The sequence below is a fragment of the Bradyrhizobium sp. CCBAU 53351 genome (assembly GCF_015291745.1).
Taxonomy (GTDB): domain Bacteria; phylum Pseudomonadota; class Alphaproteobacteria; order Rhizobiales; family Xanthobacteraceae; genus Bradyrhizobium.
In genome coordinates, this window is record NZ_CP030059.1 from 5,528,947 (window position 1) to 5,551,382 (window position 22,436).

General features: G+C 64.6%; 20 protein-coding genes. 7 read left to right on the plus strand and 13 right to left on the minus strand.

Translation table 11 applies throughout. The features are described from left to right. Positions 1-167: 167 nt before the first annotated feature. The 4 genes from XH83_RS26305 to XH83_RS26320 all read right to left on the minus strand — a co-directional run bounded on the left by XH83_RS26305 (position 168) and on the right by XH83_RS26320 (position 4,501). The gene (locus XH83_RS26305; RefSeq protein WP_194403587.1) at positions 168-1,907 is read right to left on the minus strand and encodes a methanol/ethanol family PQQ-dependent dehydrogenase; all 1,740 of its coding nucleotides are present in this window, start codon (positions 1,905-1,907) and stop codon (positions 168-170) included. 118 nt (positions 1,908-2,025) lie between these two features. Beyond that, positions 2,026-2,679 (minus strand): ubiquinol-cytochrome c reductase iron-sulfur subunit, encoded by a 654-nt coding sequence (locus XH83_RS26310; RefSeq protein WP_194403588.1) that lies wholly within the window; start codon positions 2,677-2,679, stop codon positions 2,026-2,028. 263 nt (positions 2,680-2,942) lie between these two features. After that, positions 2,943-3,407, minus strand: coding sequence for a group III truncated hemoglobin (locus XH83_RS26315; RefSeq protein WP_194403589.1), 465 nt, complete (start codon positions 3,405-3,407; stop codon positions 2,943-2,945). 242 nt (positions 3,408-3,649) lie between these two features. After that, positions 3,650-4,501 carry a 3-hydroxybutyryl-CoA dehydrogenase gene (locus tag XH83_RS26320; RefSeq protein ID WP_194403590.1) on the minus strand — a complete coding sequence of 284 codons (852 nt, stop codon included), beginning with the start codon at positions 4,499-4,501 and terminating at the stop codon, positions 3,650-3,652. 395 nt (positions 4,502-4,896) lie between these two features. Here XH83_RS26320 and pstS point away from each other — a divergent pair, with 395 nt between their 5' ends. Together pstS and XH83_RS26330 are read left to right on the plus strand one after the other, a co-directional pair. Next, entirely contained in the window at positions 4,897-5,955 is a 1,059-nt protein-coding gene (pstS, locus tag XH83_RS26325; RefSeq protein ID WP_194403591.1) for a phosphate ABC transporter substrate-binding protein PstS, read from the plus strand. Between the two features lie 212 nt (positions 5,956-6,167). Further along, positions 6,168-6,866 (plus strand): ABC transporter permease, encoded by a 699-nt coding sequence (locus tag XH83_RS26330; protein ID WP_194403592.1) that lies wholly within the window; start codon positions 6,168-6,170, stop codon positions 6,864-6,866. On the opposite strand, the gene XH83_RS26335 is transcribed toward XH83_RS26330, so the two are convergent. Continuing rightward, complete coding sequence (locus XH83_RS26335; RefSeq protein ID WP_194403593.1) at positions 6,840-7,649, minus strand: substrate-binding domain-containing protein; 810 nt, start codon at positions 7,647-7,649, stop codon at positions 6,840-6,842. The two genes, XH83_RS26330 and XH83_RS26335, sit on opposite strands and share 27 nt — an antisense overlap. Positions 7,650-7,810: 161 nt before the next feature. Between XH83_RS26335 and XH83_RS26340 the strand changes: the two genes are divergently transcribed. From XH83_RS26340 to XH83_RS26360, 5 genes are all read left to right on the plus strand, one after another. After that, a complete protein-coding gene (locus XH83_RS26340; protein ID WP_194403594.1) occupies positions 7,811-8,095 on the plus strand; it encodes a hypothetical protein in 285 nt (94 codons plus the stop codon). 693 nt (positions 8,096-8,788) lie between these two features. After that, a complete protein-coding gene (locus XH83_RS26345; protein ID WP_194403595.1) occupies positions 8,789-10,057 on the plus strand; it encodes a hypothetical protein in 1,269 nt (422 codons plus the stop codon). A 63-nt stretch (positions 10,058-10,120) separates the two neighbouring features. Next, complete coding sequence (locus tag XH83_RS26350; protein ID WP_194403596.1) at positions 10,121-10,405, plus strand: TonB-dependent receptor plug domain-containing protein; 285 nt, start codon at positions 10,121-10,123, stop codon at positions 10,403-10,405. Between the two features lie 167 nt (positions 10,406-10,572). Continuing rightward, positions 10,573-11,457 (plus strand): BJP family subclass B3 metallo-beta-lactamase, encoded by an 885-nt coding sequence (gene blaBJP / locus XH83_RS26355; RefSeq protein WP_194403597.1) that lies wholly within the window; start codon positions 10,573-10,575, stop codon positions 11,455-11,457. Positions 11,458-11,757: 300 nt separating this feature from the next. Then, positions 11,758-13,767 carry a bifunctional diguanylate cyclase/phosphodiesterase gene (locus tag XH83_RS26360; protein WP_194403598.1) on the plus strand — a complete coding sequence of 670 codons (2,010 nt, stop codon included), beginning with the start codon at positions 11,758-11,760 and terminating at the stop codon, positions 13,765-13,767. A 95-nt stretch (positions 13,768-13,862) separates the two neighbouring features. Here the strand turns inward: XH83_RS26360 and XH83_RS26365 are convergent, their stop codons facing one another. The 8 genes from XH83_RS26365 to XH83_RS26400 are packed head-to-tail and all read right to left on the minus strand — an operon-like array spanning position 13,863 to position 22,233. After that, entirely contained in the window at positions 13,863-14,582 is a 720-nt protein-coding gene (locus XH83_RS26365; protein WP_194403599.1) for an ABC transporter ATP-binding protein, read from the minus strand. Beyond that, on the minus strand, positions 14,575-15,330 hold the full coding sequence (locus XH83_RS26370; protein WP_194403600.1) for an ABC transporter ATP-binding protein: 756 nt from the start codon (positions 15,328-15,330) through the stop codon (positions 14,575-14,577). Before XH83_RS26370 ends, XH83_RS26365 begins: the two co-directional genes overlap by 8 nt. After that, entirely contained in the window at positions 15,327-16,325 is a 999-nt protein-coding gene (locus XH83_RS26375) for a branched-chain amino acid ABC transporter permease (RefSeq protein WP_194403601.1), read from the minus strand. Before XH83_RS26375 ends, XH83_RS26370 begins: the two co-directional genes overlap by 4 nt. Next, positions 16,322-17,197 (minus strand): branched-chain amino acid ABC transporter permease, encoded by an 876-nt coding sequence (locus tag XH83_RS26380; protein ID WP_194403602.1) that lies wholly within the window; start codon positions 17,195-17,197, stop codon positions 16,322-16,324. Before XH83_RS26380 ends, XH83_RS26375 begins: the two co-directional genes overlap by 4 nt. 10 nt (positions 17,198-17,207) lie before the next feature. Beyond that, positions 17,208-18,449: an ABC transporter substrate-binding protein gene (locus tag XH83_RS26385; RefSeq protein ID WP_194403603.1), complete on the minus strand. Its 1,242-nt coding sequence runs from the start codon at positions 18,447-18,449 to the stop codon at positions 17,208-17,210. A gap of 33 nt (positions 18,450-18,482) precedes the next feature. Further along, positions 18,483-20,855 carry a xanthine dehydrogenase family protein molybdopterin-binding subunit gene (locus tag XH83_RS26390; RefSeq protein ID WP_194403604.1) on the minus strand — a complete coding sequence of 791 codons (2,373 nt, stop codon included), beginning with the start codon at positions 20,853-20,855 and terminating at the stop codon, positions 18,483-18,485. Next, positions 20,852-21,376, minus strand: a complete 525-nt coding sequence (locus tag XH83_RS26395) for a (2Fe-2S)-binding protein (protein WP_194403605.1) — start codon at positions 21,374-21,376, stop codon at positions 20,852-20,854. The genes XH83_RS26390 and XH83_RS26395 overlap by 4 nt, the downstream gene beginning before the upstream one ends. Continuing rightward, on the minus strand, positions 21,373-22,233 hold the full coding sequence (locus XH83_RS26400; RefSeq protein ID WP_194403606.1) for a xanthine dehydrogenase family protein subunit M: 861 nt from the start codon (positions 22,231-22,233) through the stop codon (positions 21,373-21,375). The genes XH83_RS26395 and XH83_RS26400 overlap by 4 nt, the downstream gene beginning before the upstream one ends. Positions 22,234-22,436: the final 203 nt, after the last annotated feature.

The following is a 22,436-nucleotide window of genomic DNA, read 5'->3' on the forward strand; positions in this document are numbered from 1 at the left end:
CAATGCGCCCTTCCCCTTGTGGGGGCAGCCAAGGCTTCGGCTGACATGAGGGGAGAAGGGAAGTCAGCGCGTTCGAGGCCGTCTATAAACTAGAATGCGGCGGACGCCGCCGTCCGCCGCATTCGCCACCCCCCTGCTGCTCCGCTATCTTCGATCCGCCCGCGGAGCTACTTCTTCAGTGCGAACACCCAGATGACCCCGCCTTGCGGCACATTGGCTTCGATGCCGATGTTGTTGGTCACCAGCGCGTCCTGGATGCGTTGCGCGTCCACGCCCCATCCCGATTGAATCGCGATGTATTGGGTGCCGTCGATCTCATAGGACACCGGCATGCCCATGATGCCGGAGTTGGTCTTCTGCTCCCAGAGGAGCTCGCCGGTCTTGGCGTTGAAGGCGCGGAAGTTGCGGTCGTTGGTGCCACCGACAAAGATGAGATCGCCCGCGGTCGCCGTCACCGAGCCGAACAGCTGCGATTTCGGGAAGTTGTGCTGCCACACCTTCTTGCCCGTCGCGGGATCCCAAGCCTGCAGCTCGCCGAAATGATCCGCGCCCGGCTTCGTCTTCAGGCCGATGTCCTCCGGCTTGGTGCCGAGCCAGAGCTCGCCCGGCTTGAGCGCGACCTTCTCGCCGGTGAACCCGCCGCAGAAGTTCTCGTTGGCAGGCACATAGACGAGACCGGTCTTCTGGCTGTAGGCCGCCGACGGCCAGTCCTTGCCGCCCCATAGCGACGGACAGAACTCGACGCGCTTGCCGATCACCGGCTTGTGCGCGGGGTCGACGATCGGCTTGCCGCTCTCGGGTTCGATGCCCTTCCAGACGTCGGTGGAGACGAACGGCCAGCCGGCGACATAGTTGATCTTGGTCGGTGTGCGCTCGAGCACCCAGAAGATTGCGTCGCGGCCCGGATGGACCAGGCTCTTGATGTTGCGGCCGTCGCGTTGCAGGTCAATCAGCATCGGCGCCTCGACCTCATCCCAGTCCCAGGAATCGTTCTGGTGATATTGGTGATGGGTCTTGATCTTGCCGGTATTGGGATCGAGCGCGAGCACCGAGGAGGTGTAGAGATTGTCGCCGGGATGGGTCTCGCCGGGCCATGGCGCGGCGTTGCCGACACCCCAATAGATCGTCTTGGTCTCCTTGTCGTAATTGCCGGTCATCCAGGCCGAACCGCCGCCGTTCTTCCAGTCGTCGCCCTGCCAGGTCTCATGGCCCGGCTCGCCTTCGCCCGGAATGGTGAAGGTCCGCCACAGCTCCTTGCCGTCCTTGGCATCATAGGCGGCGACATAGCCGCGCACGCCGAACTCGCCGCCGGAGCCGCCGACGATCACCTTGCCGTCGACGATCAACGGCATCAGGGTCATGTACTGGCCCTTCTTGTAGTCCTGCACCTTGGTGTCCCAGACCACCTTGCCGGTCTTGGCATCGAGCGCGACGACGTGGTCGTCCGTGGTGGCGAGGAAGAGCTTGTCCTCCCAGAGGCCGACGCCGCGGCTGGTCGGATGCAGCTGGAACAGATCGTCGGGGAGCTGCCGCTTGTAACGCCAGTATTCGTCGCCGGTCTTGGCATTCAGTGCGATGACCTGCCCCATCGGGGTCGCCACGAACATCACGCCGTTGTTGACGATCGGCGGCGCCTCGTGGCCTTCGACGACGCCGGTGGCAAAAGTCCAGACCGGCGTGAGGTTCTTCACGTTGGACGTGTTGATCTGCTCGAGCGGGCTGTAGCCATGGCCGTCATAGGTGCGCCGGTAGAGCATCCAGTTGCTCGGCTCCGGATTTTCCAGCCGCTGCGCCGTGACCGGCGAATAACTCTCGATCGGGCCAGCCATTGCGGCGGTCGAAACGAGGCAGGTGAAGGCGACGAAGCCGGACAGGTAGAATTGCTTCCTGGTCTTGGAAGTGTTCATGGACGTTCCCCTTTTTCATCCGTTTGAATTCTTGTGTTGAATTCTTGTCGTTCGTCCCGTCGTCCGCCGTCGGCGGATACGACCTCTCGTGACGCGGGCTCAGGGCCCGCACCGTCCGTCATCCTGGCTGCGCGCCACCTACCTTTCCGATGAAATTGCCGGCGACGGTGAGCGATCCGTCAGCGAGCGCGAGCGGCAGCGCCGCGAGCCGCCGCGGCGCCGGTCCGAACACGACCTGTGCGCCCGCACGAGGATCGTATTCGGAGTTGTGGCACATGCACTTGAACACCTCCTTGTCGCCGACATCGCTCTTCACCCAGGCGGTGACGGGACAGCCGGCATGCGCGCAGATCGCGGAATAGGCGATGATGCCGTCGACGGCGCGCGCGGCGGTCTTCTCGTCGAGCTCGGCGGGATCGAGCCGGATGATCAGGATCTCGTTGAGCCGGGAGGCGCTGCGCACCACCGATGTCTTGGGATCCTTTGGCCAGGCATGCACCGGCGGTCCGCCGGCCGGCAGGTCGGCCGCGGTGATCAGTTTTCCTTCCTTGTCGCCTTCGGAGAAGACGAGCACATCGCCCTTCTGGGGCCGCTCGTCGGAGCCGGGCGGATCCTCATCCGCGCGCGCCTGCGCGGAGCAACCGAGGCAGGCGGTGGCGACGAGCGCGCCGAGCAGCACGGTTCGCCGCGTCTGCTCACTGCATGCGTCAGCGTTTGGTTCCGTGGAGCTCTCGGACGATGAGGAGTCGGTCGTGAACGATGCGCGGGACATGTTCACAAGCAGGCGCTGGAACTCTGCCAAAAACAAGGCGAAGAATTGGCGCCGCAATGCATCAATATGGCTTTGCTCGTTTTGATTGAGCAAGGCTGAATGCAATCAAACGCGTTTTCGCGGTTTCAACGTCACGTGGCGCGATCGGCATGATGATTTTGCAGATCAGACCGATGATGTCGGAATTGGTGCAGCGCGCTATTCGTCGCGCTGCGCAAACGCGACGCGATATGCTTGCACACTCTGCAGGCAGTCGGTCGGCGTCAGGACCTGAGCACGTGACGCGGCGCGGCGATAGAACCGGCAACGGTTGCGGACGCCATCTCGAAGCTGTCGGCGATGCGGCGCGCCTTGTCGATGAACAATTCTGCTGCCGGCGGCGGACAGACCTCGCGCGCGGTCTGCTCGAACAGATCGAGCCAGCGATCGAAATGGCCAGCAACCAGGCTGAGCGGCAGATGCGCCCGCATCGGCGAGCCGTGATAGCGGCCGCTCATCAGCACGACCGAGGACCAGAAATCCCTGAGCTTGGCGAGATGTTCGTCCCAGTTCTGCACGGCGGCGAACACCGGCCCCAGCTCTGCATCCTCGCGCACGCGTCCGTAGAAGCGGGTGACCAGTTCCCCGATCATCTCCTCGGTGATCCCGGTGCGCTCGATCGCATCCTGGGTCAACAGGTTCCGCCGTGCGGCCGCCGCCTCGCGCTCGGCCTTCAGTCGATCCGACATATTTCTCTTCGCCCGTTTCGTCTTTCCCTCTCCCCCTGTGGGAGAGGGTGGCTCGCCGCATAGCGGCGAGACGGGTGAGGGGTATCTCTCCGCTTACGCCTCAAGCATTTGAGCCTGCGGAACCAACCCCTCATCCGGCGCTTCGCGCCACCTTCTCCCACAAGGGGGAGAAGGAAGGACACTCGCGTCTATGCTGAGACAATGCGCGACGCCCGTCTTTGTCGCAGCGCAAATTACCAAGATCAGGCGCCGTAGCTGTAAAAGCCCTGCCCGGTCTTGCGGCCGAGATGGCCGGCATCGACCATTTCCTTCAGCAGCGGCGCTGGCCGATATTTAGGATCGTTGAAGCCCTTGTAAAAGACCTCCATCACCGAAAGCATGGTGTCGAGCCCGACAAGATCGGCCAGAGCCAGCGGCCCGATCGGATGGTTGCAGCCGAGCTTCATGCCGGCGTCGATCTCTTCCGCGGTCGCAATCCCCTCCTGGAGCGCGAAGATTGCCTCGTTGATCATCGGGCACAGGATGCGGTTGACGGCGAAGCCCGGGCTGTTCTTGGCGGTGATCGCCACCTTGCCGACGCGCTGGGCGAAATCGAGGGCCTTGGCGTGAGTGTCGTCCGAGGTCTGCAGGCCGCGGATCAGTTCCAGCAGTGCCATCACCGGCACCGGGTTGAAGAAGTGCATGCCGATGAAGCGGTCGGGACGGTCGGTCGCGGCAGCAAGCTTGGTGATCGAGATCGACGAGGTGTTGGTCGCGACCAGCGTGCGCGGCGACAAGCTGGCGCAGAGGTCCTTCAGGATCTTGACCTTGAGCTCTTCGTTCTCGGTCGCGGCCTCGATGACCAGGTCGCAATCCGAAAGCTTCGCCCGGTCGGTTGTGCCGGTGATGCGCTTGAGCGTGGCATCGCGATCGGCTGCCGACATCTTCTCCTTCTTGACCAGGCGCTCGAGGCTGCCGCCAACGGTCGAAAGCCCGCGGTTCACGGCCGCATCGGAAATGTCGACCATCACGACTGAGAGCCCGGCCGCCGCGCAGATCTGCGCGATGCCGTTCCCCATGGTCCCTGCCCCGATGATGCCAACGGTCTGGATCATTGCCTCTTATCCTTCATCCTTGCGAGCGTGCCAGGCCGGCCCCGCCCATTGTTCCTGCACCAGGGTCTAGCACCGCCGCCAGGCGGCAGCGACCCGATCCTGCCCCTTCCTTAAAGCATCCATGGCGGGAATAAAGCGGCCTTTCGGCCGCGAACGGGCCCCGTTTGGGCGTTTGGCAGGCAGTTCGCCCCTGGATTTGCTCCGGCTCCGCCGGCGCCCACGACAAACGGCCGACGCCGGCGCGCTTCCGATCGCCATCGACCTACACCGATCGGACGATGCGACACTCGCGCGACGCGATGTAATTGATGCACCCAGCCCACCGCGAATGCCTCGCAATTCTCTTGTGACATAACCCACATCAGCCGCGGGGCTCGCCCGTTAGCATCGTGACCATGAAAAAACACATCAAGCTCCCCGTCATCCTCGCCGCTCTGCTCGTCGCAACGCAGGGCCTGGCAGCAGAGATCAAGGGCGCCGGTTCGACCTTCGTTTCGCCGGTGATGGCGAAATGGACCGACGCGTACATGGCGCAGACCGGAAACATCGTCAGCTATCAAGCGGTCGGCTCCGGCATCGGCCTCAACCTGATCAAGAAGGAAGCCGTCGATTTCGGCACCAGCGATATGCCACTCGAGCCGAAGGAGCTCGACAGGCTCGGACTGATGCAATTTCCGATCGTGATCGGAGGCGTCGTCCCGGTGGTCCATATTGACGGCATCAAGCCCGGCCAGCTCCGCTTCACCGGCCAGCTGCTCGCCGACATCTACCTTGGCAAGCTCAAATCCTGGAACGATCCGGCCATTGGCGCGATCAACCCTGATATCAGCCTGCCCAACGCGCCGATCACGGTAATTCACCGGGTCGACGGCTCCGGCACGACGTTCAACTGGTCGAACTATCTGTCGAAGGTCAGCCCGCAATGGAAGGCGAGCGTGGGTGAAGGCACCTCGGTCGAGTGGCCGCTTGGCCTCGGCGGTCGGGGCAATGACGGCGTCGCCTCACTCGTCAGCCTGGTCCCCGGCGCGATCGGCTATCTCGAATACACTTACGCGCTGCAACGGCTCGACCGGATTTCCTTCGGGCTCGTGCAGAATAGTGCCGGCAATTTCGTCGTGCCCGACGGCGCATCGTTCCAGGCCGCGGCCGCGAGTGCGGACTGGAAAGCGGAGACGGATTTCCATCTCGTGCTCACCAACGCGCCCGGTCAGGACGCCTACCCGATCACCGCGACGACCTTCGCGCTGATGCCGAAGGCGCCGAAATATCCGGAGCGCTCCGCAGCCGCCATCGACTTCGTCCGCTGGTCGCTCGAAATCGGCAAATCCCAGGCCGAGACGCTCAACTACGTCCCGCTCCCACGCACCCTGGTCGATCAGGTCGAACGCTACTGGCAGCAGAGCCTTAGAGTCACCCCGACGGTCTCGGCTTCGACGAGCGTCGTCAAGCGCTGAAGCCGAACGCGACCAGGCTAAATTCAGTTTTCAAACCGCTCCATGTGAGTATGTTGTGATCGGCCTGCCGGCGGGAAACCTTCCAAGCAGCAGGCGGAGCCACAAGGTGCTTTGCACCAGAATCCTCGCAGGGAATTTTTCGTGCATAGCCTTCGCAGTCCCGACCCCGACGCTCCCGAGGCACTCCCGCTGGCGCCGACGTCCCGACGCGGATGAACGACTTCGCCCGATCCATTGGCGCTGCGTTCACGCTGATCGGCGAAGCCGACGCCGAGCTGCTCGGCATCGTCGCATTGTCGGTTCGCGTCAGCCTGACCGCGGGCGTCATTGCCCTCATAATCGGCGCACCGATCGGGGCCTTGCTCGCGATCACCCGTTTCCGCGGGCGGCAGGTGATCATCGTGCTGACCAATGCGCTGCTCGGCCTTCCGCCGGTCGTGGTCGGGCTCGCGCTCTATCTTTTCCTGTCGCGGTCGGGCCCGCTCGGGGCGGCCGGACTGCTGTTCACGCCGGCCGCCATGATCATCGCGCAGACGCTGCTCGCCACGCCGATCGTGGTAGCGCTGGTGCACCGGCCCGCGAGCCTGCTGTGGGCGGAGTATGGCGACCTCGCACGGATCGACGGCCTGTCGGCCCTGCGCAGCATGGCGCTCCTGTTCGCGCTCGGCCGCACCTCGCTGCTGACGGCCTTTCTCGCGGCGTTCGGGCGCGCCATCGCGGAAGTCGGCGCCATCATCATCGTCGGCGGCAACATCCGCGGCTTCACCCGGACGATGACGACCGCGATTGCGCTGGAGACCAGCAAGGGCGACTTGCCGCTGGCGCTCGGACTCGGACTGATCCTGCTCGCGCTCAGCGTGGCGGTGTCGACAATCGCCTTCCTGCTAGTGGGACGCGTTGGGGAAAAATAGCTGCTCGCCCCCGACCTTGTAGCCGGCAATCGCATCATGCCCCTTCGACGAGACCAGCCAGTCGACGAAGGCCTGCCCGTCCTTCGCCTTCACGTTCGGGTGCTTTTCGGGATTCACCAGCATGACGCCGTATTGATTGAAAAGCCGCTTGTCCCCCTCGGTCAGGACGGCGAGCTCGCCGCGATTCTTGAACGACAGCCAGGTGCCGCGGTCCGACAACAGATAGGCGTTCGACGACGAGGCCATGTTCAGCGCCGGGCCCATGCCCTGGCCGATCTCGCGGTACCAGTTGTCCTTGCCCGCACCGAGATCAACCCCAGCCTCTTTCCACAACCTCAGCTCGGCCGCGTGCGTGCCGGACTTGTCGCCGCGCGAAATGAACGGCGCCTTCGCCGCCGCGATCTTGCGCAGCGCATCCGTGACGTCCTTGCCGCCGGCGATCTTGGCAGGATCGCTCTTTGGGCCGATGATGATGAAGTCGTTGTACATGACGTCGAAGCGCTTCACGCCCTGCCCTTCCGACATGAACTTGTCCTCGGCAGGCCTGTCATGGACGAACACGACATCGGCATCGCCGCGTCGGCCGACGTCCAGCGCCTGGCCGGTGCCGACGGCGACGACCTTCACGCCGATGCCTTCGGCCTTCGTGAACAGCGGCAGCAGATGGCCGAACAGCCCTGATTGTTCCGTCGAGGTGGTCGAAGCGACCGTGATGGTGCGATCCTGCGCGAACGCGATGGTGGACCAGAGCAGAAGCGCTCCGATGGCGATGATCTTCCTCATGCGGCATTCCCGGACAAACAATGACGGCTCTGAATAGCCCGTGGCGACGAAAACGGGAACCCCGACGTAAGGCCGTATGGAGTTGAGCGAGCGGCCACAAAGCGGCAGGAACGTCGCTGGCGCAGCCGGATTATCTGAGATGTAAAGTCAAGGAGAATCCAATGAAGAAGCTCATCTTGGCATCGGCATGCATCATGGCGTTGGCGACCGGTGGCGCCGTCGCGCAGACACAACCGGCTCCCGGCGCCTCCAGCCAGAGCGACGTCGGCCCCTCGTCGCGAGGCCCCGCCACCAAGGGCATGACGACCGGACGTTCGTCGAACATGCAGAACGAGGCCAGCGACAGCAAGGGTGCGCAGCAGCCATCGGCCGGCGGCACCAACACCAACAACATGGGCAGCCAGGCCGGCGGCAGCGCGGGCGCCGGCGGCGGTGCCGGCAAATAGTCGGAAGGTCGAGGATCCCGGGAGGGGACCGTCGTCCCCTCCCACGGACCGACGGGGGTCGATCAACGACCGGGACAATATCTCATTACGCGGCGGACGCCCTGCGACTCCGGTTCCTTCATCCAATCGATCTTCCAGGCCAGCCAAAGCTTGTCGTCGTCGACGACATAGGCAAACGTCGATGTCGAAAAGCCTCTGGGATTGCGAACCGTGACCTCACCGCAGACCACCTCGATCGCGCGGCCCTCGGGATCGGATGCAGGACTGGTCCAGGAGATGTGAATCTCCGCATTGGGCGGAATGAGGTGAGCGGCGATTTTCGCGTGAGATCGTCCGCGAGCACCGGCGCGCCCATGCTAGCGGCAAAGACCGCGGCAAGACAAATCTTGTGGATCACGTTCCCTCTCCTTCCGTTTCGGAAAGAGCGTGCCTGCTTCGGCGTAGTTGTACTGTGATTGCGGTCACGTTGGTTCGGCCAAACCGTGGCCCTTGCGACGATCGCCGCCTCGCCATGACGGCTGACACGTCACTCGCTGACTTACGCGACGAATGCGCGGATGTTCTGCAATTGATCTCACCTAGATTGACAGGGATGTGACGGCCGGGGCAGTTTTTCATATTGCTGGCGAATCAGCGATTGCCTCACGCCGAGTACCTCTTGGACAACTCCTAGTGCTTTCGAGACTGATATCGTTGCTGCGCCGCATCCCCGCGGTGAAATGGGCATTCACCCGGCTTCGGCCTGAGCCGCATAGCGGCAGCATCGACGTCACGCCGGTCGCCGCAGACGTCTCGCCCATCAACGCCGAAGCCGCTGTCGCCGAAGTCGTTGTCGCCGAAGACGTCGCGGAAGCCGCTTCGACTCAACTTGCCGAAATCAGCACGACTTCAGCGCACGACGAGGCCCGGGACGAGGCTCGCTCCACCCAGGATGATACCGCGATCTCCGTCATCGCGGAGAGCCCGCCGGCAGCACCAACCGACACCGTCGCCAGCGACAATGTCTCCCGGGAGATCCCGTCCGATATCGCGCCGGTCGTCGAGGAGGCTTCGGCCACCGAGATCGAAACTGCGGCCGAAGGCGCTCGCGAACCCGCGATCAGCCACGATCCTGTCGTTGAGACCCCGGCGAAAGTCGAGGCCGCCGACGTGGAGCCGGTCGCCGTCGAGGTTGTCGGCGAACCGGTAGACGCCGCCGAACTCGTGGTCGGCAGCGAGCCACCTCCCGCGCCCCCGACTGACGCCGAGCCCATTGTTGCAGAGGACGCACCGCCATCGTCCACCGATGTCGAGATCGCTCCGACTGACGTCCCTGCCCTCGTCGTCAGTGACAATCGCACCCCTGACGTCAGCGAGGATATTGAGCCAACCGCTGGCGCGCCGCGCGTTACGTCTGCCGCTGCCGAAGTTCTGGTCGAGCCTGCCTCCGAGAATGATTTCGACGGCGATCCCTTGCCGGACGACGCGGTGGCCATCGAGCCGGCAGCTGCGGATATTGCCGCGCCCGTCGCGGCGGTGGTCGTGGAGCGAGGTTCCACTGATGCGGCCAGCGTCGTCACGGACATCGCGCCGGTTCCGGCGCGCGTGTCGCCAGCTCCGGAAGTCCGCAGCCCGCCGAAAGTTCGCTCGAGACCCGCGGAGCCTGCCGATCGCGCCGCGCTGATCCGACAGCGCTGGGCGGAAAGCGGGATCAGGATGTGGAATCCTCGGCTTCACGGCACTGGCGAAGCCACCCTGAACATCCAGGGCAGCGTCGGGCTGCTGCCGCCCGCGGCCGGCGAAACCATGCAGCGCTACGACAAGCTAGAATTCAAGATGCTCGGCGGACAGATCGTCTGCGAGGGCGTCATCATCGAGGCCCCCGCCCAGGCGAGCAACCGAAGTTTCACCCAGCTCGCCGAGCCTGGGAAACTCGAGCGAGTCCGCGAACCGGCGCGGGAACGCCAGGCCGCTCTCGCCTGATCCTTTCGCCTGCAGCGACCGCCGCGACGTGCTAGGTTGACATCCCGACATGGGAGATCGCCTATGCGCACGAGCTCGTTGCTTCTGGTCGTGATCGCCGCCCTCTGTGTCTCGCAAGCCGCGGTTGCGGCGCCCGGCAGCCGGTCGCGCCACCCGCATGCGACGGCCCCCGCCACCGATCCGGCCGCGTCCTACAAGGCCGTCCGGCTGTCCTCCTCGCGCGGCGAGACGATCCTCAACACGCCCGGTCAGACCACTGTGCTGACGCGAGAAGTTCTCGACGACAAGAACGCGACGAGCCTTATGGACGCCATGCGCTCGACCGCCGGCGTGACGATCGGGCGCTAACGGTCCCGCGCGGCGTTCAGCCGACGCGCCGTTATTCCTGCAACACATCTGAAATTTTCCGCGCGCGAAGCAGTTGCCCGTAACGGCGGTCGCGACGTAACTTGCGCACCGGCCGGTGCCACATCCGTGCCTGATCAAAACGACAAGAACAATCCGGGAGACAAACTATGAAGAAGCTGACGGCCGCGCTGTGCGCACTGGCCTTGTTCGCAACGGGCGCGCAAGCGCAGACCCTCAAGGATTTCCTCGCCGCGGTCATGCAGAAGTGGACAGCGCCGTTCGAGCCGTTCCAGCTCATCGGCAACATCTACTATGTCGGGACCGAGGGTATCGCCGTCTACGTCATCAGGACATCGCAAGGCCTCATCCTGATGGACACCGCGATGCCCCAGTCCACCGGCACGATCAAGGACAGCATCACAAAGCTCGGCTTCAAGGTTGCCGACATCAAGATGATCCTGAACTCGCACGCGCATATCGATCACACCGGCGGTTTCGCCGAGCTCAAGAAGGAGACCGGCGCGCAGCTCGTGGCCGGCGAGCGCGACAAACCGCTGCTCGAAGGCGGCTACTATCCCGGCGACGAGAAAAACGAGGACCTCGCCTTCCCACCGGTGAAGGTCGACCGTGTCGTGAAGGAGGGCGACACCGTGACGCTCGGCGACACCACGCTGATTGCACATGCAACGCCCGGCCATTCGCCGGGCTGCACGAGCTGGGAGATGATCGTCAAGGACGCCGATCAGAGCCGCAAGGTGCTGTTCTTCTGCAGCGGCACGGTGGCACTGAACAGGCTGGTCGGCCAGCCGACCTATCCCGGCATCATCGAGGATTACCGCGCGACCTACGCCAAGGTGAAAGCGATGAAGGTCGACGTCCTGCTCGGGCCCCATCCTGAGGTCTATGGCATGCAGGCCAAGCGTGCGCAGATGAAGGACGGCGCGCCGAACCCGTTCGTCAAACCGGGCGAGCTCGCGACCTACGCGTCGGGCCTGTCGGAGGAGTTCGACAAGCAACTCGCCAAGCAGACCGCGGCGCTAGAAAAAAAGTAGCGACCATCGGACGCTGTCTTTCACCTCTCCCCATTGCATCGGGGAGAGGTGCGGCATGACGCTGCGCCGGCGCGCATGGTTAGTAGAACGTAGCCGAAGCTTTGCAGGACTTTGCGGTCGATGTGCCCGCTTGCGCGACAGCTTATCGTTAACGCGGCCTCACCAATGCACGCGACCGGAACCATTTTCGGTAGCGCGCAACCTGCGCTGGCCTTCGGCGCGAGATCGATCTAACGCGCCCTTTACCCCCGCCGTGCAAGATCGCCCGCGTTTTTCAGGGGATCCGGGGCTCGTATTTCAATGCCTGTTGCCGATTTGAAGTCTCATCTTGCCGCCGCAATCCGGTTGTTTCGCGTTCCCGCAGACAACCCGGACCTGATGCGGGCGCAGTTCGACGCCTTCTCCAAGCAAGTCCCGCTGCTCTACTTCATCCTCATGAGCAACACGATCGCCGTCGCCTACACCTATGTGAACGTGGCGCCGAACTGGCTGACGATGATCGTGCCGACCGTGTTGACCGTGCTCGCAGGCTTGCGGACCTATTGGTGGCTGCGCCAGCGTCACCTCGTACGCAGCGACGCCGACATCCTGCGCAATCTGCGCGCCACCAACTGGCTGACGCTGCCGATCGGCGCCGGCTTCACCGCCTGGTCCTTCGCGCTCTACCCTTACGGCGATCCGTTCGCCAAGAGCCAGGTCGCCTTCTACATGGCGGTCACCGTGATCGGCTGCATCTTCTCGCTGATGCATCTGCGCTCGGCGGCGTTGATCGTGACGCTGATCGTCGACATACCCTATGTGCTGTTCTTCTTCGCGACGGGCGAGCCGACGCTGAAGGCGATCGCCGTCAACAATCTCCTCGTTTCCGGCGCGATGGTGACGGTGCTGTTCATCTACTACCGCGATTTCGCCGATCTTGTCGCCAGCCGCAAATCGCTGCTTGCACAACAGGCCGCGACGCAGGCGCTCTCGGACGAGAACTTCCGCCTCGCCAATCTCGATTCCCTCACCGAGCTGCCGAACCGCCGCCGCTTCTTCGCCGAACTGTCGAGCGCCTTTGCCGACGCCGAGCGCAGGCACGTCCGCGTCGCGGTCGGAATCATCGACCTCGACGGCTTCAAGCCGATCAACGACAATTACGGCCACTCGGTCGGCGACCGGGTCCTGATCGAGGCCGGCCGGCGCATCCGCGAGGTTTGCGAGGGCTTTGGCCCGCAGCGGGTGGAATTCGCCCGGCTTGGCGGTGACGAGTTCGGCCTCGTTGTCTGCGGCGACCCCGAGGATGCGGACCTGACGCGGCTCGGCGAGCGCATCGGGAGTCAGGTCAAGCTGCCCTACCAGCTCGACACCGCCCATACCGGGCTGTCCTGCTCGATCGGTTTCGCAGTTTTCCCGGACTCCGCGACGACGTCGGAAGCGCTCTACGAATGTGCCGACTACGCGCTGTACCATGCCAAGCGTCATCAGCGGGGCCGCACCGTGACCTTCTCCAGCGAGCTCGAGGCCGAGATCCGCAGTCGCGGCGTGATCGAGAACCTGTTGCGCACCTCCGATTTCGGCGCCGAGATGGAGCTGGTCTTCCAGCCGATCGTCGATGCCATGAGCGAGCACACCTCGGGTTTCGAGACGCTGGCGCGCTGGCACAGCCCCCGCCTCGGTTGGGTCTCTCCCGCCGACTTCATTCCCGCGGCCGAGCGCATCGGCCTGATCCGCCCTTTGACCCAGGCGCTGCTGGCGCGCGCGCTCGCCACGGCCAGGACCTGGCCCGACGACATCCGCCTGTCGTTCAACCTGTCCGCTCACGACGTCTGTGCCGCCGAGGGCATATTGCCGCTGATCTCGATCATCGAGAAAAGCGGTCTGTCGCCGCACCGGATTGACTTCGAGATCACCGAGACGGCCGTCACCTTCGATTTCGTTCGCGCGCAGCAGTCGATCGCAACGCTGAAGGCGATGGGCTGCGGCATTTCGCTGGACGATTTCGGCACCGGCTATTCGTCATTGAGCCACGTGCACCGGTTGCCGCTCGACAAGATCAAGGTCGACCGCAGCTTCGTCGCCGAGATCAACGAGAATCCGGTGAGCCACAAGATCATCAAATCGCTTGCGGGCCTCTGCGACGACATGGAGATCGCCTGCGTCGCCGAGGGCGTCGAGACCCGCGCCCAGCTCGACAGCCTGCGCCGGCTCGGCTGCGATTTCATCCAGGGCTACTATTTCGCAAAGCCCATGCCGGCCGATGCGATCGCCGACTATCTGGCGGATGAACGCCAGCGCCTCGACGGCGGCGGAGCCAAGGTCGTGGCCTGAAGCGCGACGAAATTTAGTCATCGCGCTTTAGTCTATTTTCTGCGCACGATCTTTCCGGCAAACCGCTTCGCACTTTTCGGGATCATGCTTTCGCATCACACCGCGCAGTAGCGTTCCTGGACGTCCTTGTCCGCGAGCAGCGCCGCAGCGCTGCTCTGGTGCACGACCTCGCCCTGGTCGATGATCACGGCCCGGTCGGCGAGCCGCAGCGCCCATTCGACGTTCTGCTCGACCAGCAGCAGGGTCTTGCCCTCGTCGCGCAGGCGGCGGAACAGCACGCCCATCTCCTCGACGAGCACGGGCATGATGCCCTCCGATGGCTCGTCCAGCAGGATCATCTTGGGCTTTGCGATCAGCGCCCGCGCGATCGCCAGCATCTGCTGCTCGCCGCCGGAGAGCGTGACGCCCTCCTGGTCGAGCCGCTCCTTCAGGCGCGGGAAGGTTTCGGCGATCTCGTCGATCGCGGCTCGTTCCTCGATATCGCTGCCGGCCGCGACGAGGCCGAGCCGGAGGTTCTCGCGTACGGTCAGCCCGGGAACGATGCGCCGCTCCTCGGGCACGTAAGCGAGGCCAAGGTGGAAGCGCTGATGGGCGCGCAGCGGCAGAACCTCCTTGCCGGCAAACCGCACGCGGCCCGTCGCCTTGGGCATCAGGCCCATCACGGCCCGCAAGGTCGTGGTCTTGCCGGCGCCATTGCGGCCGACCAGGGCGACCACCTCGCCCTCCTTCACATGCAGCGAGATGCCGTGCAGGACGTGGCTCGCGCCGTACCAGGCGTGCAGGTTCTCGATGTCGAGCAATGCGGTCTCAGCCATAGCCTTCACTCTGTCCGAGATAGACCCGGCGGACGTCCGGGTTGCTCCTGATTTCCTCCGGCGCGCCGTCCGCGAGCAGCCGGCCGTGATGCAGCACCACGACACGCTTGGACAGGCCCAGCACCATCTTCATCTTGTGTTCGACCAGCAGCACGGTGCGCTTGTCGGCGAGCCGCTCCAGCAGCGCGACCATATCCTTGGTCTCTTCCGGCCCCATGCCGGCGGTCGGCTCGTCCAGCAGCAGCAATTCCGGCTCCGAGACCAGCGCGATCGCGATCTCCAGGGCGCGCTGCTGGCCGTGCCCCAGGAATTTTGCCAGTTCGTTCCGCCTGCCGAGCAATCCGACCGCGGCGAGCGCAGCATCGGCACGCGCATGCAGCTCGGACAGCCGGGTGCGGTTGCGCCAGATGTCGTAACTCACGGTCAGCGCCTGCGCCGCGACCCGCACGTTCTCATGCACCGACAGGTCGGGAAAGATGTTCGTGATCTGGTAGGAGCGCGAGATGCCCTGGTGCACGAAGCGGTGCTGCGGCAGGCCGTTCAGCTCCCGGCCCCTGAAATGCAGCTTGCCGGACGTCGGCGTCAGCGCGCCGGAGAGGATGTTGAAGAACGTGCTCTTGCCGGCGCCGTTCGGCCCGATGATCGAGGTGAGCTGGCCGGCAGCGAACGACACGGTGATGCCTTCGAGCGCGACGAAACCGCCAAAGCGTTTGCCGATCCCTTCGGCGCGAAGCAGTTCACTGCTCATCGCCGCGCCTTTCCGATGCCGAGCACATCGAGCAGCGTGCCCCAGATGCCCTTGGGCAGGAACAGCACGAACAGCACGAAGATCGCGCCGACGAAGATCTGCCAATGCGGCGTCCACAGCGAGATGACATCCTCCAGGATCAGGAAGCTCGCCGCGCCGACGAAGGGTCCGAAGAAGCTGCGGGCACCGCCGAGCAGCACCATCATCACGATCATGCCGGAGGTCTGGTAATGCAGGATGTCCAGCGGCACGATCGACAGATGCAGCGCCAGCATGCAGCCGCCGAGCGAGGAGATCGCGCCCGACAGCATGAACACGACCAGCTTGCTGCGCTCGACGTCGTAGCCGCAGGCCCGCGCCCGCTGCTCGTTCTCGCGGATCGCCTCGATGACGGCGCCGAACGGCGAGTTCAGGATGCGCGACTGGACCCACATCGCCAAGCCTGCGAAGGCCATCAGCACGTAGTATTTGTTGACGGGATCGAGGAAGTTGACCTGCAGGCCGAACAGGTTGACGCGGTCGACCGTGAAGCCGCGCAGGCCGTTCTCGCCGCCGGTGAACGAGGCGGCCTGGAGCGCCACGTAATAGACGAGTTGAGCCAGCGCCAGCGTCACCATGGAGAAATAGATGCCGCGGGTGCGCGTCGAGACGATACCGATCAGGGCAGCAAGACAGGTGCTGAGCAGCACGGCGATCGGCACGGCCACAAACCAGGGCACGCCGTAGCGGCCGATCGCAATGCCGGTGAAGTAGGCCCCCGCGCCGAAGAACGCCGCCTGACCGAACGACAGCAGCCCGGTGTAGCCGAACAGCAGATTGTAGCCCATCACCACGACGCCGTAGATCAGGACGTTGACCGCCAGCGCCTTGGACGGCAGCAGCCACGGCAATACAGCCAGCACGGCGATCGAGAGCAGCACGCGGTGATCGAGAATCCGGTCGAGCCCGCTCGTGGCAGGCTTGGCGAGAACCTCGCCGCTCGAAGGGCGCGTCACGCCGTCCTCCCTCTCACGCCGAACAGCCCTTGCGGGCGGATCAGCAGCACCACAGCCATCAGCGCGAACATGACGATGGTCGCCATTTCCGGCGCGAACAGCGCCACCAGGCTGATGGAAACGCCGACCATGAGCCCGGCCACCACCGCGCCGACGATCGAACCGAGGCCACCGATCACGGTGACGACGAAGGCCTCGGCGAGCACCAGCGACCCCATCTCCGGATTGACGCTGCGCATGGGCCCTGCGAGCACGCCACCCAGCGCGGCAAGGCCGACGCCGAGGCCGAAGATCGCGAGCCAGACCCGGCCGATGTCGACACCGAGCACCTGCATGATGGTGGGATCGCGCGCACCCGCACGCACGATCAGGCCGATCCGGGTCTTCTCCAGCGTCAGCCAGAGCGCCAGCAGCACCACAGCCACCAGCACGATGACGAACAGGCGGTAGCGCGGGAAGATGCCGACGCCGAGATCCAGCACGCCGATCAGCTGCGGCGGGGTCGGGAACGGAATGCCGTCGCTGCCGAACACGATGCGCACGCCCTCGACCAGGATGTAGCTGAGGCCGAAGGTGAGCAGCAGCGGATCGTCGATGGAACGTCCATAGAGCCTGCGGATCAGGACGAACTCGATCACCATGCCGAAGGCGCCGATCAAAATAGGCGCGAGCAGCAGGCCCCACCAGAAGCTGCCGGTGAGCGAGGCCAGATAGAGCCCTGCATAGGCCCCGATCATGAACAGCGCGCCATGAGCGAAATTCACCACCCCGAGCATGCCGAACACGATCGTGAGGCCGAGCGCAGTGATCACCAGGACCGCCCCAAGGGCGATCCCGGAGAGAAGCTGCATGATGATCAGCGACAGGTCCATCGTGCAGATATTAAGTGGCGTGGCCGAGCTCGCTGCAGGTCCGCAGCATGTCGTCGGAGCCGGCCTCGTTGGCGAGAATGGCGAACAGATCGTTCTCGCCAGCCATCGCCGACTTCTTCTTGGACTCCAGCACCAGCACCGACTGCACCGACTGATGGTCGCATTTGCGGTAATGCTGCGGGCCCTTGGTCAGATCGTATTGCAGCTTCTCCAGGGCATCGACGACCTTGTCGGTATCGGTGCCGCCGGCCGTCTGCATGGCGGCCAGCAGGGATCCGACACCGGAATAGCCGTAGGCGCCGTAATCGGTCGGGATCGCGCCGCCATTGGCGGCCTTGAACGCCGCGTTGAAGGCGGCCGCCGACTTGCTCTGCGCTTCCAAGCCCCAATAGTAATTGGCGCCGCCCACTACGCCCTCGAACACCTCGGGGCCGACCGCGAGGCGCTGGTTGTGCAGGATGACGGGCACGACGATCTTCATCTGCTGCTTCACGCCGAAATCCACGGCTTGCTTGATCGCGTTGGCCTGGTCGCGGCCGAAATTGGAGATGCACAGCACATCCGGCCGCATCGACATCAGGCGCGGCATGAACGTGGAGTAGTCGGCGGCGCCGAACGGATGCAGGATCTCGCCGACATTGTCAGCACCGATCGCCGCCTGCGCGCGCTTGAAGCCGCGCAGCATCTCATGGCCATAGGCATAGTCGGCAACGAGATGGGCAACCTTCATGCCCTTCTTCAGGGTCTGCCGCGCCACCGCTGCGGTCGTCATGTGCGGATTGAGCGCCTCATGGAAGGTGAATTTGCTGAAATCCTTGGCTTCGTTGATGGTGTCCGACTGGCTGATCGAGACGTAGATCACACCACGAGCGCGGGTGACCTCGTTGACCGCGAGCTGCACGGCGCTGGAGAGCGCGCCGACCACGGCATGGACCTTGTCCTTCTCGATCAGCTCCAGCGTGCGCGTCGCGGCCTCGCCGGCATTGAGCTTGTCGTCACGTACCAGGAGCTCGACCTTGCGGCCGCCGATGCCGCCCTTGTCGTTGACGAGCTTGACCGCGAGCTCGGCGCATTTGACCTGATCGCGCGCTTCCGCGGCGAACGGACCGGTCAGCGGCGTCGGAAAACCGATGCGGATCGTCTCGTCGGCCGCGCGGCCAATCCGGGGCATGGCGAGCAGGGCTGCGCTGGCCGAGAGGCCGGCGAGCGCGCTGCGGCGGGTTATCTTCGACGTCGAACCGGATTTGGGCATGATGTCCTCCAATGTCTTTTTCAATTGTCTCTTCTAGAAGCGCTTCAGGGCCTTCAGGACTTTTGCGGGCGTAATCGGGATCGAATTGATCGTGGCATCGAACGGCGCGAGCGCGTCGTTGACGGCGTTGAGCACGCAAGCGGACGCCGCCGCGGTGCCGGCCTCGCCGACGCCCTTGGCGCCGAGCTCGGTGTCGCCGGTCGGCGTCTCGACATGGGCGATGACGATGTCGGGCATCTCCATCGGCATCGGCACGAGGTAATCGGCGAGCGAGCCGTTGATAAGCTGACCGGTGTCGCTGTAGCGGCATTCCTCGAACAGCGCCGCACCAAGCCCCTGCACGATACCGCCGCGGAGCTGCTCGTCCACCAGCATCGGATTGATGACGCGGCCGCAATCCTCGACGATGAAATGCTTCAAGAGCTTGATGAAGCCGGTCTCGACATCGACCTCCAGCGAACAGCCCTGGATGCCGTTGGTGAAGGCAAAGGGATAGCCCTGCGGCGCGAAATGGTGGCTGACGGTGAGCTGCGCTTGCGTGCCTGGCGGCAGCGTGTCGGAGCGGAAATAGGCGATGCGCGCGATCTCGGCGATCGGCAGGCGCGGCTTGCGCGTCGCGGCATCCACGACCTCGCCGTCGGCGATGTCGAGCGCGGGCGGCTGTTCCTGCAGAATGAGCGCCGCAATCTCCAGGATGTTGCGCTTGAGGGCGCGCGTGGCCTGCAGCGCGGTCTCGCCGCCGATGCCGGCGCCGCGGCAGGCCCAGGTGGCGCCGCCATGCGGCGTGACCTCGGTGTCGCCGGTGATGACCTTGACGTGGTCCTGCGCGATACCGAGTTGGTCGGCCACGATCTGGCTGATGATAGCTTCAGTGCCCTGCCCCTGCTCGGTGACCGATATCATGCAACGAATTTCGCCGGAGGGCGTCAGGCTGAGAATCGCGCCATCCTGCGAGGAGATGCGCGCGCCGCCGACGCCGTAGAAGGCAGGACTCGGATTGGTGATCTCGACGAAGGCCGCAATGCCGATGCCGCGATAGACGCCGCGCTGGCGCAAGTCTGCCTGCTCGGCCCGCAAGCCGTCATAGTCCATGATCTCATACAGGCGCTTCAGGCAGGCCTGATGCGACAGCGCCTCGAAGCGGTAACCGGTCGGCGAGGTCTGCGGATAGGCATCGTCGGGGATGACGTTCTGCGCGCGGATGGCGAAGGGATCGAGGCCGACCTTCGCCGCCGCCATGTCCACCAGCCGTTCGGTGACGGCGCAGGCGATGGGATGGCCGACGGCACGGTACTGGCTGGTCTGCACCTTGTTCTGGAAGATCACCTCCAGCGTGGCGCGATAGTTCCTGAAGCGATAGGGCGCGCCGATCAGGCGGATCACCTGGTTGCCCTCGACCACGCTGGTGCGTGGATAGGTCGAGAACGCACCAATCGCAGTCATGTCAAGCACATCCATCGCCAGGATTTCACCCTTGGCATTCAGCGCCATGCGGGCGCGCACGCGATGGTCGCGGGCGTGGATATCGGAGACGAAGGACTCCATGCGATCGGCAACGTATTTCACGGGCCGGCCGAGCAGGATCGAGAGGCCGACCACCGCCATGTCTTCGTGATAGACATGCAGCTTCATCCCGAAGGAGCCGCCGATATCGGTCGCGATCACCCGGACGCGGGCCTCCGGAATGCCGTAATGGCGCGAATAGAGGTCCTGAAACTGATACGGGGTCTGCGTGGCGTGATGCACGGTGAGCGCGCCGGCGGCAGGATCGTAATCCGCGACGATCGCGCGCGGCTCGAGCGTCACCGCAGTGTGGCGGGCGAACGTGAATTCTTCTTCCACGACGTGTGCAGCATGCGCAAAGGCATCGTCCACAGTGCCGCTGTCGAGCTGACTTCGGAAGCAGGTGTTGTTGGCACTGCCGGGATTGACCAGTGGACCGCCCGCGATGCGCGCGCTGTCGATATCGACGACGACGGGGAGGTCTTCGTAATCGATCTCGATCAGCTCCAGCGCATCTTCGGCGATCGCCCGGCTCTCGGCGACGACTGCGACCACGGCCTGCCCCGCCCAGACCACGCGATCCAGCGGCAGCGGCCATTGCGGCGCGGAGGTCATGCCCTTGAAATGGTCGAGCGTTCCTGTCCACGGCGTGCAGAGCTTGGCGAGATCCTCGCCGGTGGCGACGAGGTGAACGCCTTCGACCCCGCGCGCCGGCTCAGTATTGATCGAGACGATTTTCGCATGCGCATGCGGGCTGCGCAGGAACGCGGCATGGAGCATGCGCGGCAGCTTGAGATCGCTGATATAGCGCCCCCGCCCGGCCAGCAAGCGCTTGGCGTTCGGGCGCGGCACCGAACGACCGATATAGGAATTCGGGCGATCGAGCGAGGTCAGCGCACTCATGTCGCCCCTCCGCCTTCGCTGCGCGCTTTGGCAACGGCATCGATGGCATCGACGATCGCCTCGTAGCCGGTGCAGCGACAGTAATTGCCCGACAGCGCGTCGCGGATCTCGTCACGGTTCGGCTGCGTCATCCGCGACAGCAGCTCCTGCGCGTTGACCAGCATGCCCGGCGTGCAGAAGCCGCATTGCAGTGCATTGCGGCGGTGGAATTCGGCCTGGAGGTCGGCGAGCACACCGCTCTCGGTGAGCCCCTCGATCGTGTTGATCGTCGTGCCATCGGCCTGTACCGCGTATATCAGGCAGGAATGCACGGCGCGGCCGTCGAGCTGCACCAGGCAGGCCCCGCAGGCGCCCATCTCGCAGCCGGCATGCGTGCCCGTCAGCTCGAGCTTGTCGCGCAGGCAATCGACCAGCGTGTCACGCGGCGCGACCTCGCAGGCGACCTTGCGGCCGTTGACGACGAAGCGCACCCGCACCGTCTCGTCGGCTTCGGTCAGCAGGCTATCGTCGAAGCCGCTCATGCGCCCGCCCCAAGACGTCCGAGCAGGCGGCCAAGCAAGACGCGGGCGAGATGCAGCCGCATCGCCGGTGGCACCTCGTCGCTCTCGGGCGGCGCGAGATCACCTTCGAGCGCGCCTTGCGCGGCGGCGATACGCTCGGCATCGAGACGCGCGCCGATCAAGGCGCGCTCCACCCCCTTCACCCGCGTCGGCGTATTGCCGACGGAGAAGAAAGAGATGCGGATGTCGTCGACGCGCTCGCCCGTGCACGTCGCCATGATCCCGCAGCCGACCAGCGCGTAGTCGCCGCGCCGCCGTGCCAGTTCGTCGAAGGCAAAGCGCTGGTCGGCCTTGAGCAGTGGGACGTAGATTGCAGTGATCAGTTCACCCGGCTCCAACGCCGTCTCGAACAGGTTGATGAAAAAATCGTCGGCCTTGACGCGCCGGCGGCCTGAGGGGCCGACGATCTCGATCTCGGCATCCAGCGCCAAGGTCATCGCGGGAAATTCGGACGCCGGATCCGCCAGCGCGACGCTGCCGCCGAAAGTGCCACGGTTGCGGATCGCGGGATGGGCGACGAACGGCGCCGCGGCATGCAAGAGCGGCGCAAACTCGGCGATCAACGGCTCGCTCAGCATCTCGCAATGGCGCGTCAGGGCGCCGATGCGCAAATGGCCGCCTTCGCGCCTGACGCCGCGCAGCTCGTCGATGTGGGTGATGTCGATCAGGAGCCGCGGCGCCTGCAGCCGCAGCGACAGCGCCGGCACGAGGCTCTGGCCGCCGGCAATGAAACGCGCATCGTCCCCGGCGCGCGCATGAGCGCCCAGCGCCTGGTCGATCGTCGCCGCACGAAAATAGCTGAAAGCCCTCGCCTTCACTGCCGTTTCCCCGAGATCCACCGGCTCATCAGCCGGGATGCCAGATTTGTAACCATCTGGTCTCAAAATCCTGACATGCCTCCTGAGGCCGGTCAACAGGAAATGACCATTTGGTCACAAAAGCGGCTTGGGCTATGAAGGCTCGAGACGTGCGATTCAGCGACGAGATGGCCCGAAAACTGCAGAAAACTTCGAGGCGACCG

Excerpts from the sequence above, each read along its gene's own strand:
- XH83_RS26305 (WP_194403587.1), bottom strand. The coding sequence starts at position 1,907 with ATGAACACTTCCAAGACCAGGAAGCAATTCTACCTGTCCGGCTTCGTC.
- XH83_RS26310 (WP_194403588.1), bottom strand. The coding sequence starts at position 2,679 with ATGTCCCGCGCATCGTTCACGACCGACTCCTCATCGTCCGAGAGCTCC.
- XH83_RS26315 (WP_194403589.1), bottom strand. The coding sequence starts at position 3,407 with ATGTCGGATCGACTGAAGGCCGAGCGCGAGGCGGCGGCCGCACGGCGG.
- XH83_RS26320 (WP_194403590.1), bottom strand. The coding sequence starts at position 4,501 with ATGATCCAGACCGTTGGCATCATCGGGGCAGGGACCATGGGGAACGGC.
- pstS (WP_194403591.1), top strand. The coding sequence starts at position 4,897 with ATGAAAAAACACATCAAGCTCCCCGTCATCCTCGCCGCTCTGCTCGTC.
- XH83_RS26330 (WP_194403592.1), top strand. The coding sequence starts at position 6,168 with ATGAACGACTTCGCCCGATCCATTGGCGCTGCGTTCACGCTGATCGGC.
- XH83_RS26335 (WP_194403593.1), bottom strand. The coding sequence starts at position 7,649 with ATGAGGAAGATCATCGCCATCGGAGCGCTTCTGCTCTGGTCCACCATC.
- XH83_RS26340 (WP_194403594.1), top strand. The coding sequence starts at position 7,811 with ATGAAGAAGCTCATCTTGGCATCGGCATGCATCATGGCGTTGGCGACC.
- XH83_RS26350 (WP_194403596.1), top strand. The coding sequence starts at position 10,121 with ATGCGCACGAGCTCGTTGCTTCTGGTCGTGATCGCCGCCCTCTGTGTC.
- blaBJP (WP_194403597.1), top strand. The coding sequence starts at position 10,573 with ATGAAGAAGCTGACGGCCGCGCTGTGCGCACTGGCCTTGTTCGCAACG.
- XH83_RS26360 (WP_194403598.1), top strand. The coding sequence starts at position 11,758 with ATGCCTGTTGCCGATTTGAAGTCTCATCTTGCCGCCGCAATCCGGTTG.
- XH83_RS26365 (WP_194403599.1), bottom strand. The coding sequence starts at position 14,582 with ATGGCTGAGACCGCATTGCTCGACATCGAGAACCTGCACGCCTGGTAC.
- XH83_RS26370 (WP_194403600.1), bottom strand. The coding sequence starts at position 15,330 with ATGAGCAGTGAACTGCTTCGCGCCGAAGGGATCGGCAAACGCTTTGGC.
- XH83_RS26380 (WP_194403602.1), bottom strand. The coding sequence starts at position 17,197 with ATGGACCTGTCGCTGATCATCATGCAGCTTCTCTCCGGGATCGCCCTT.
- XH83_RS26385 (WP_194403603.1), bottom strand. The coding sequence starts at position 18,449 with ATGCCCAAATCCGGTTCGACGTCGAAGATAACCCGCCGCAGCGCGCTC.
- XH83_RS26390 (WP_194403604.1), bottom strand. The coding sequence starts at position 20,855 with ATGAGTGCGCTGACCTCGCTCGATCGCCCGAATTCCTATATCGGTCGT.
- XH83_RS26395 (WP_194403605.1), bottom strand. The coding sequence starts at position 21,376 with ATGAGCGGCTTCGACGATAGCCTGCTGACCGAAGCCGACGAGACGGTG.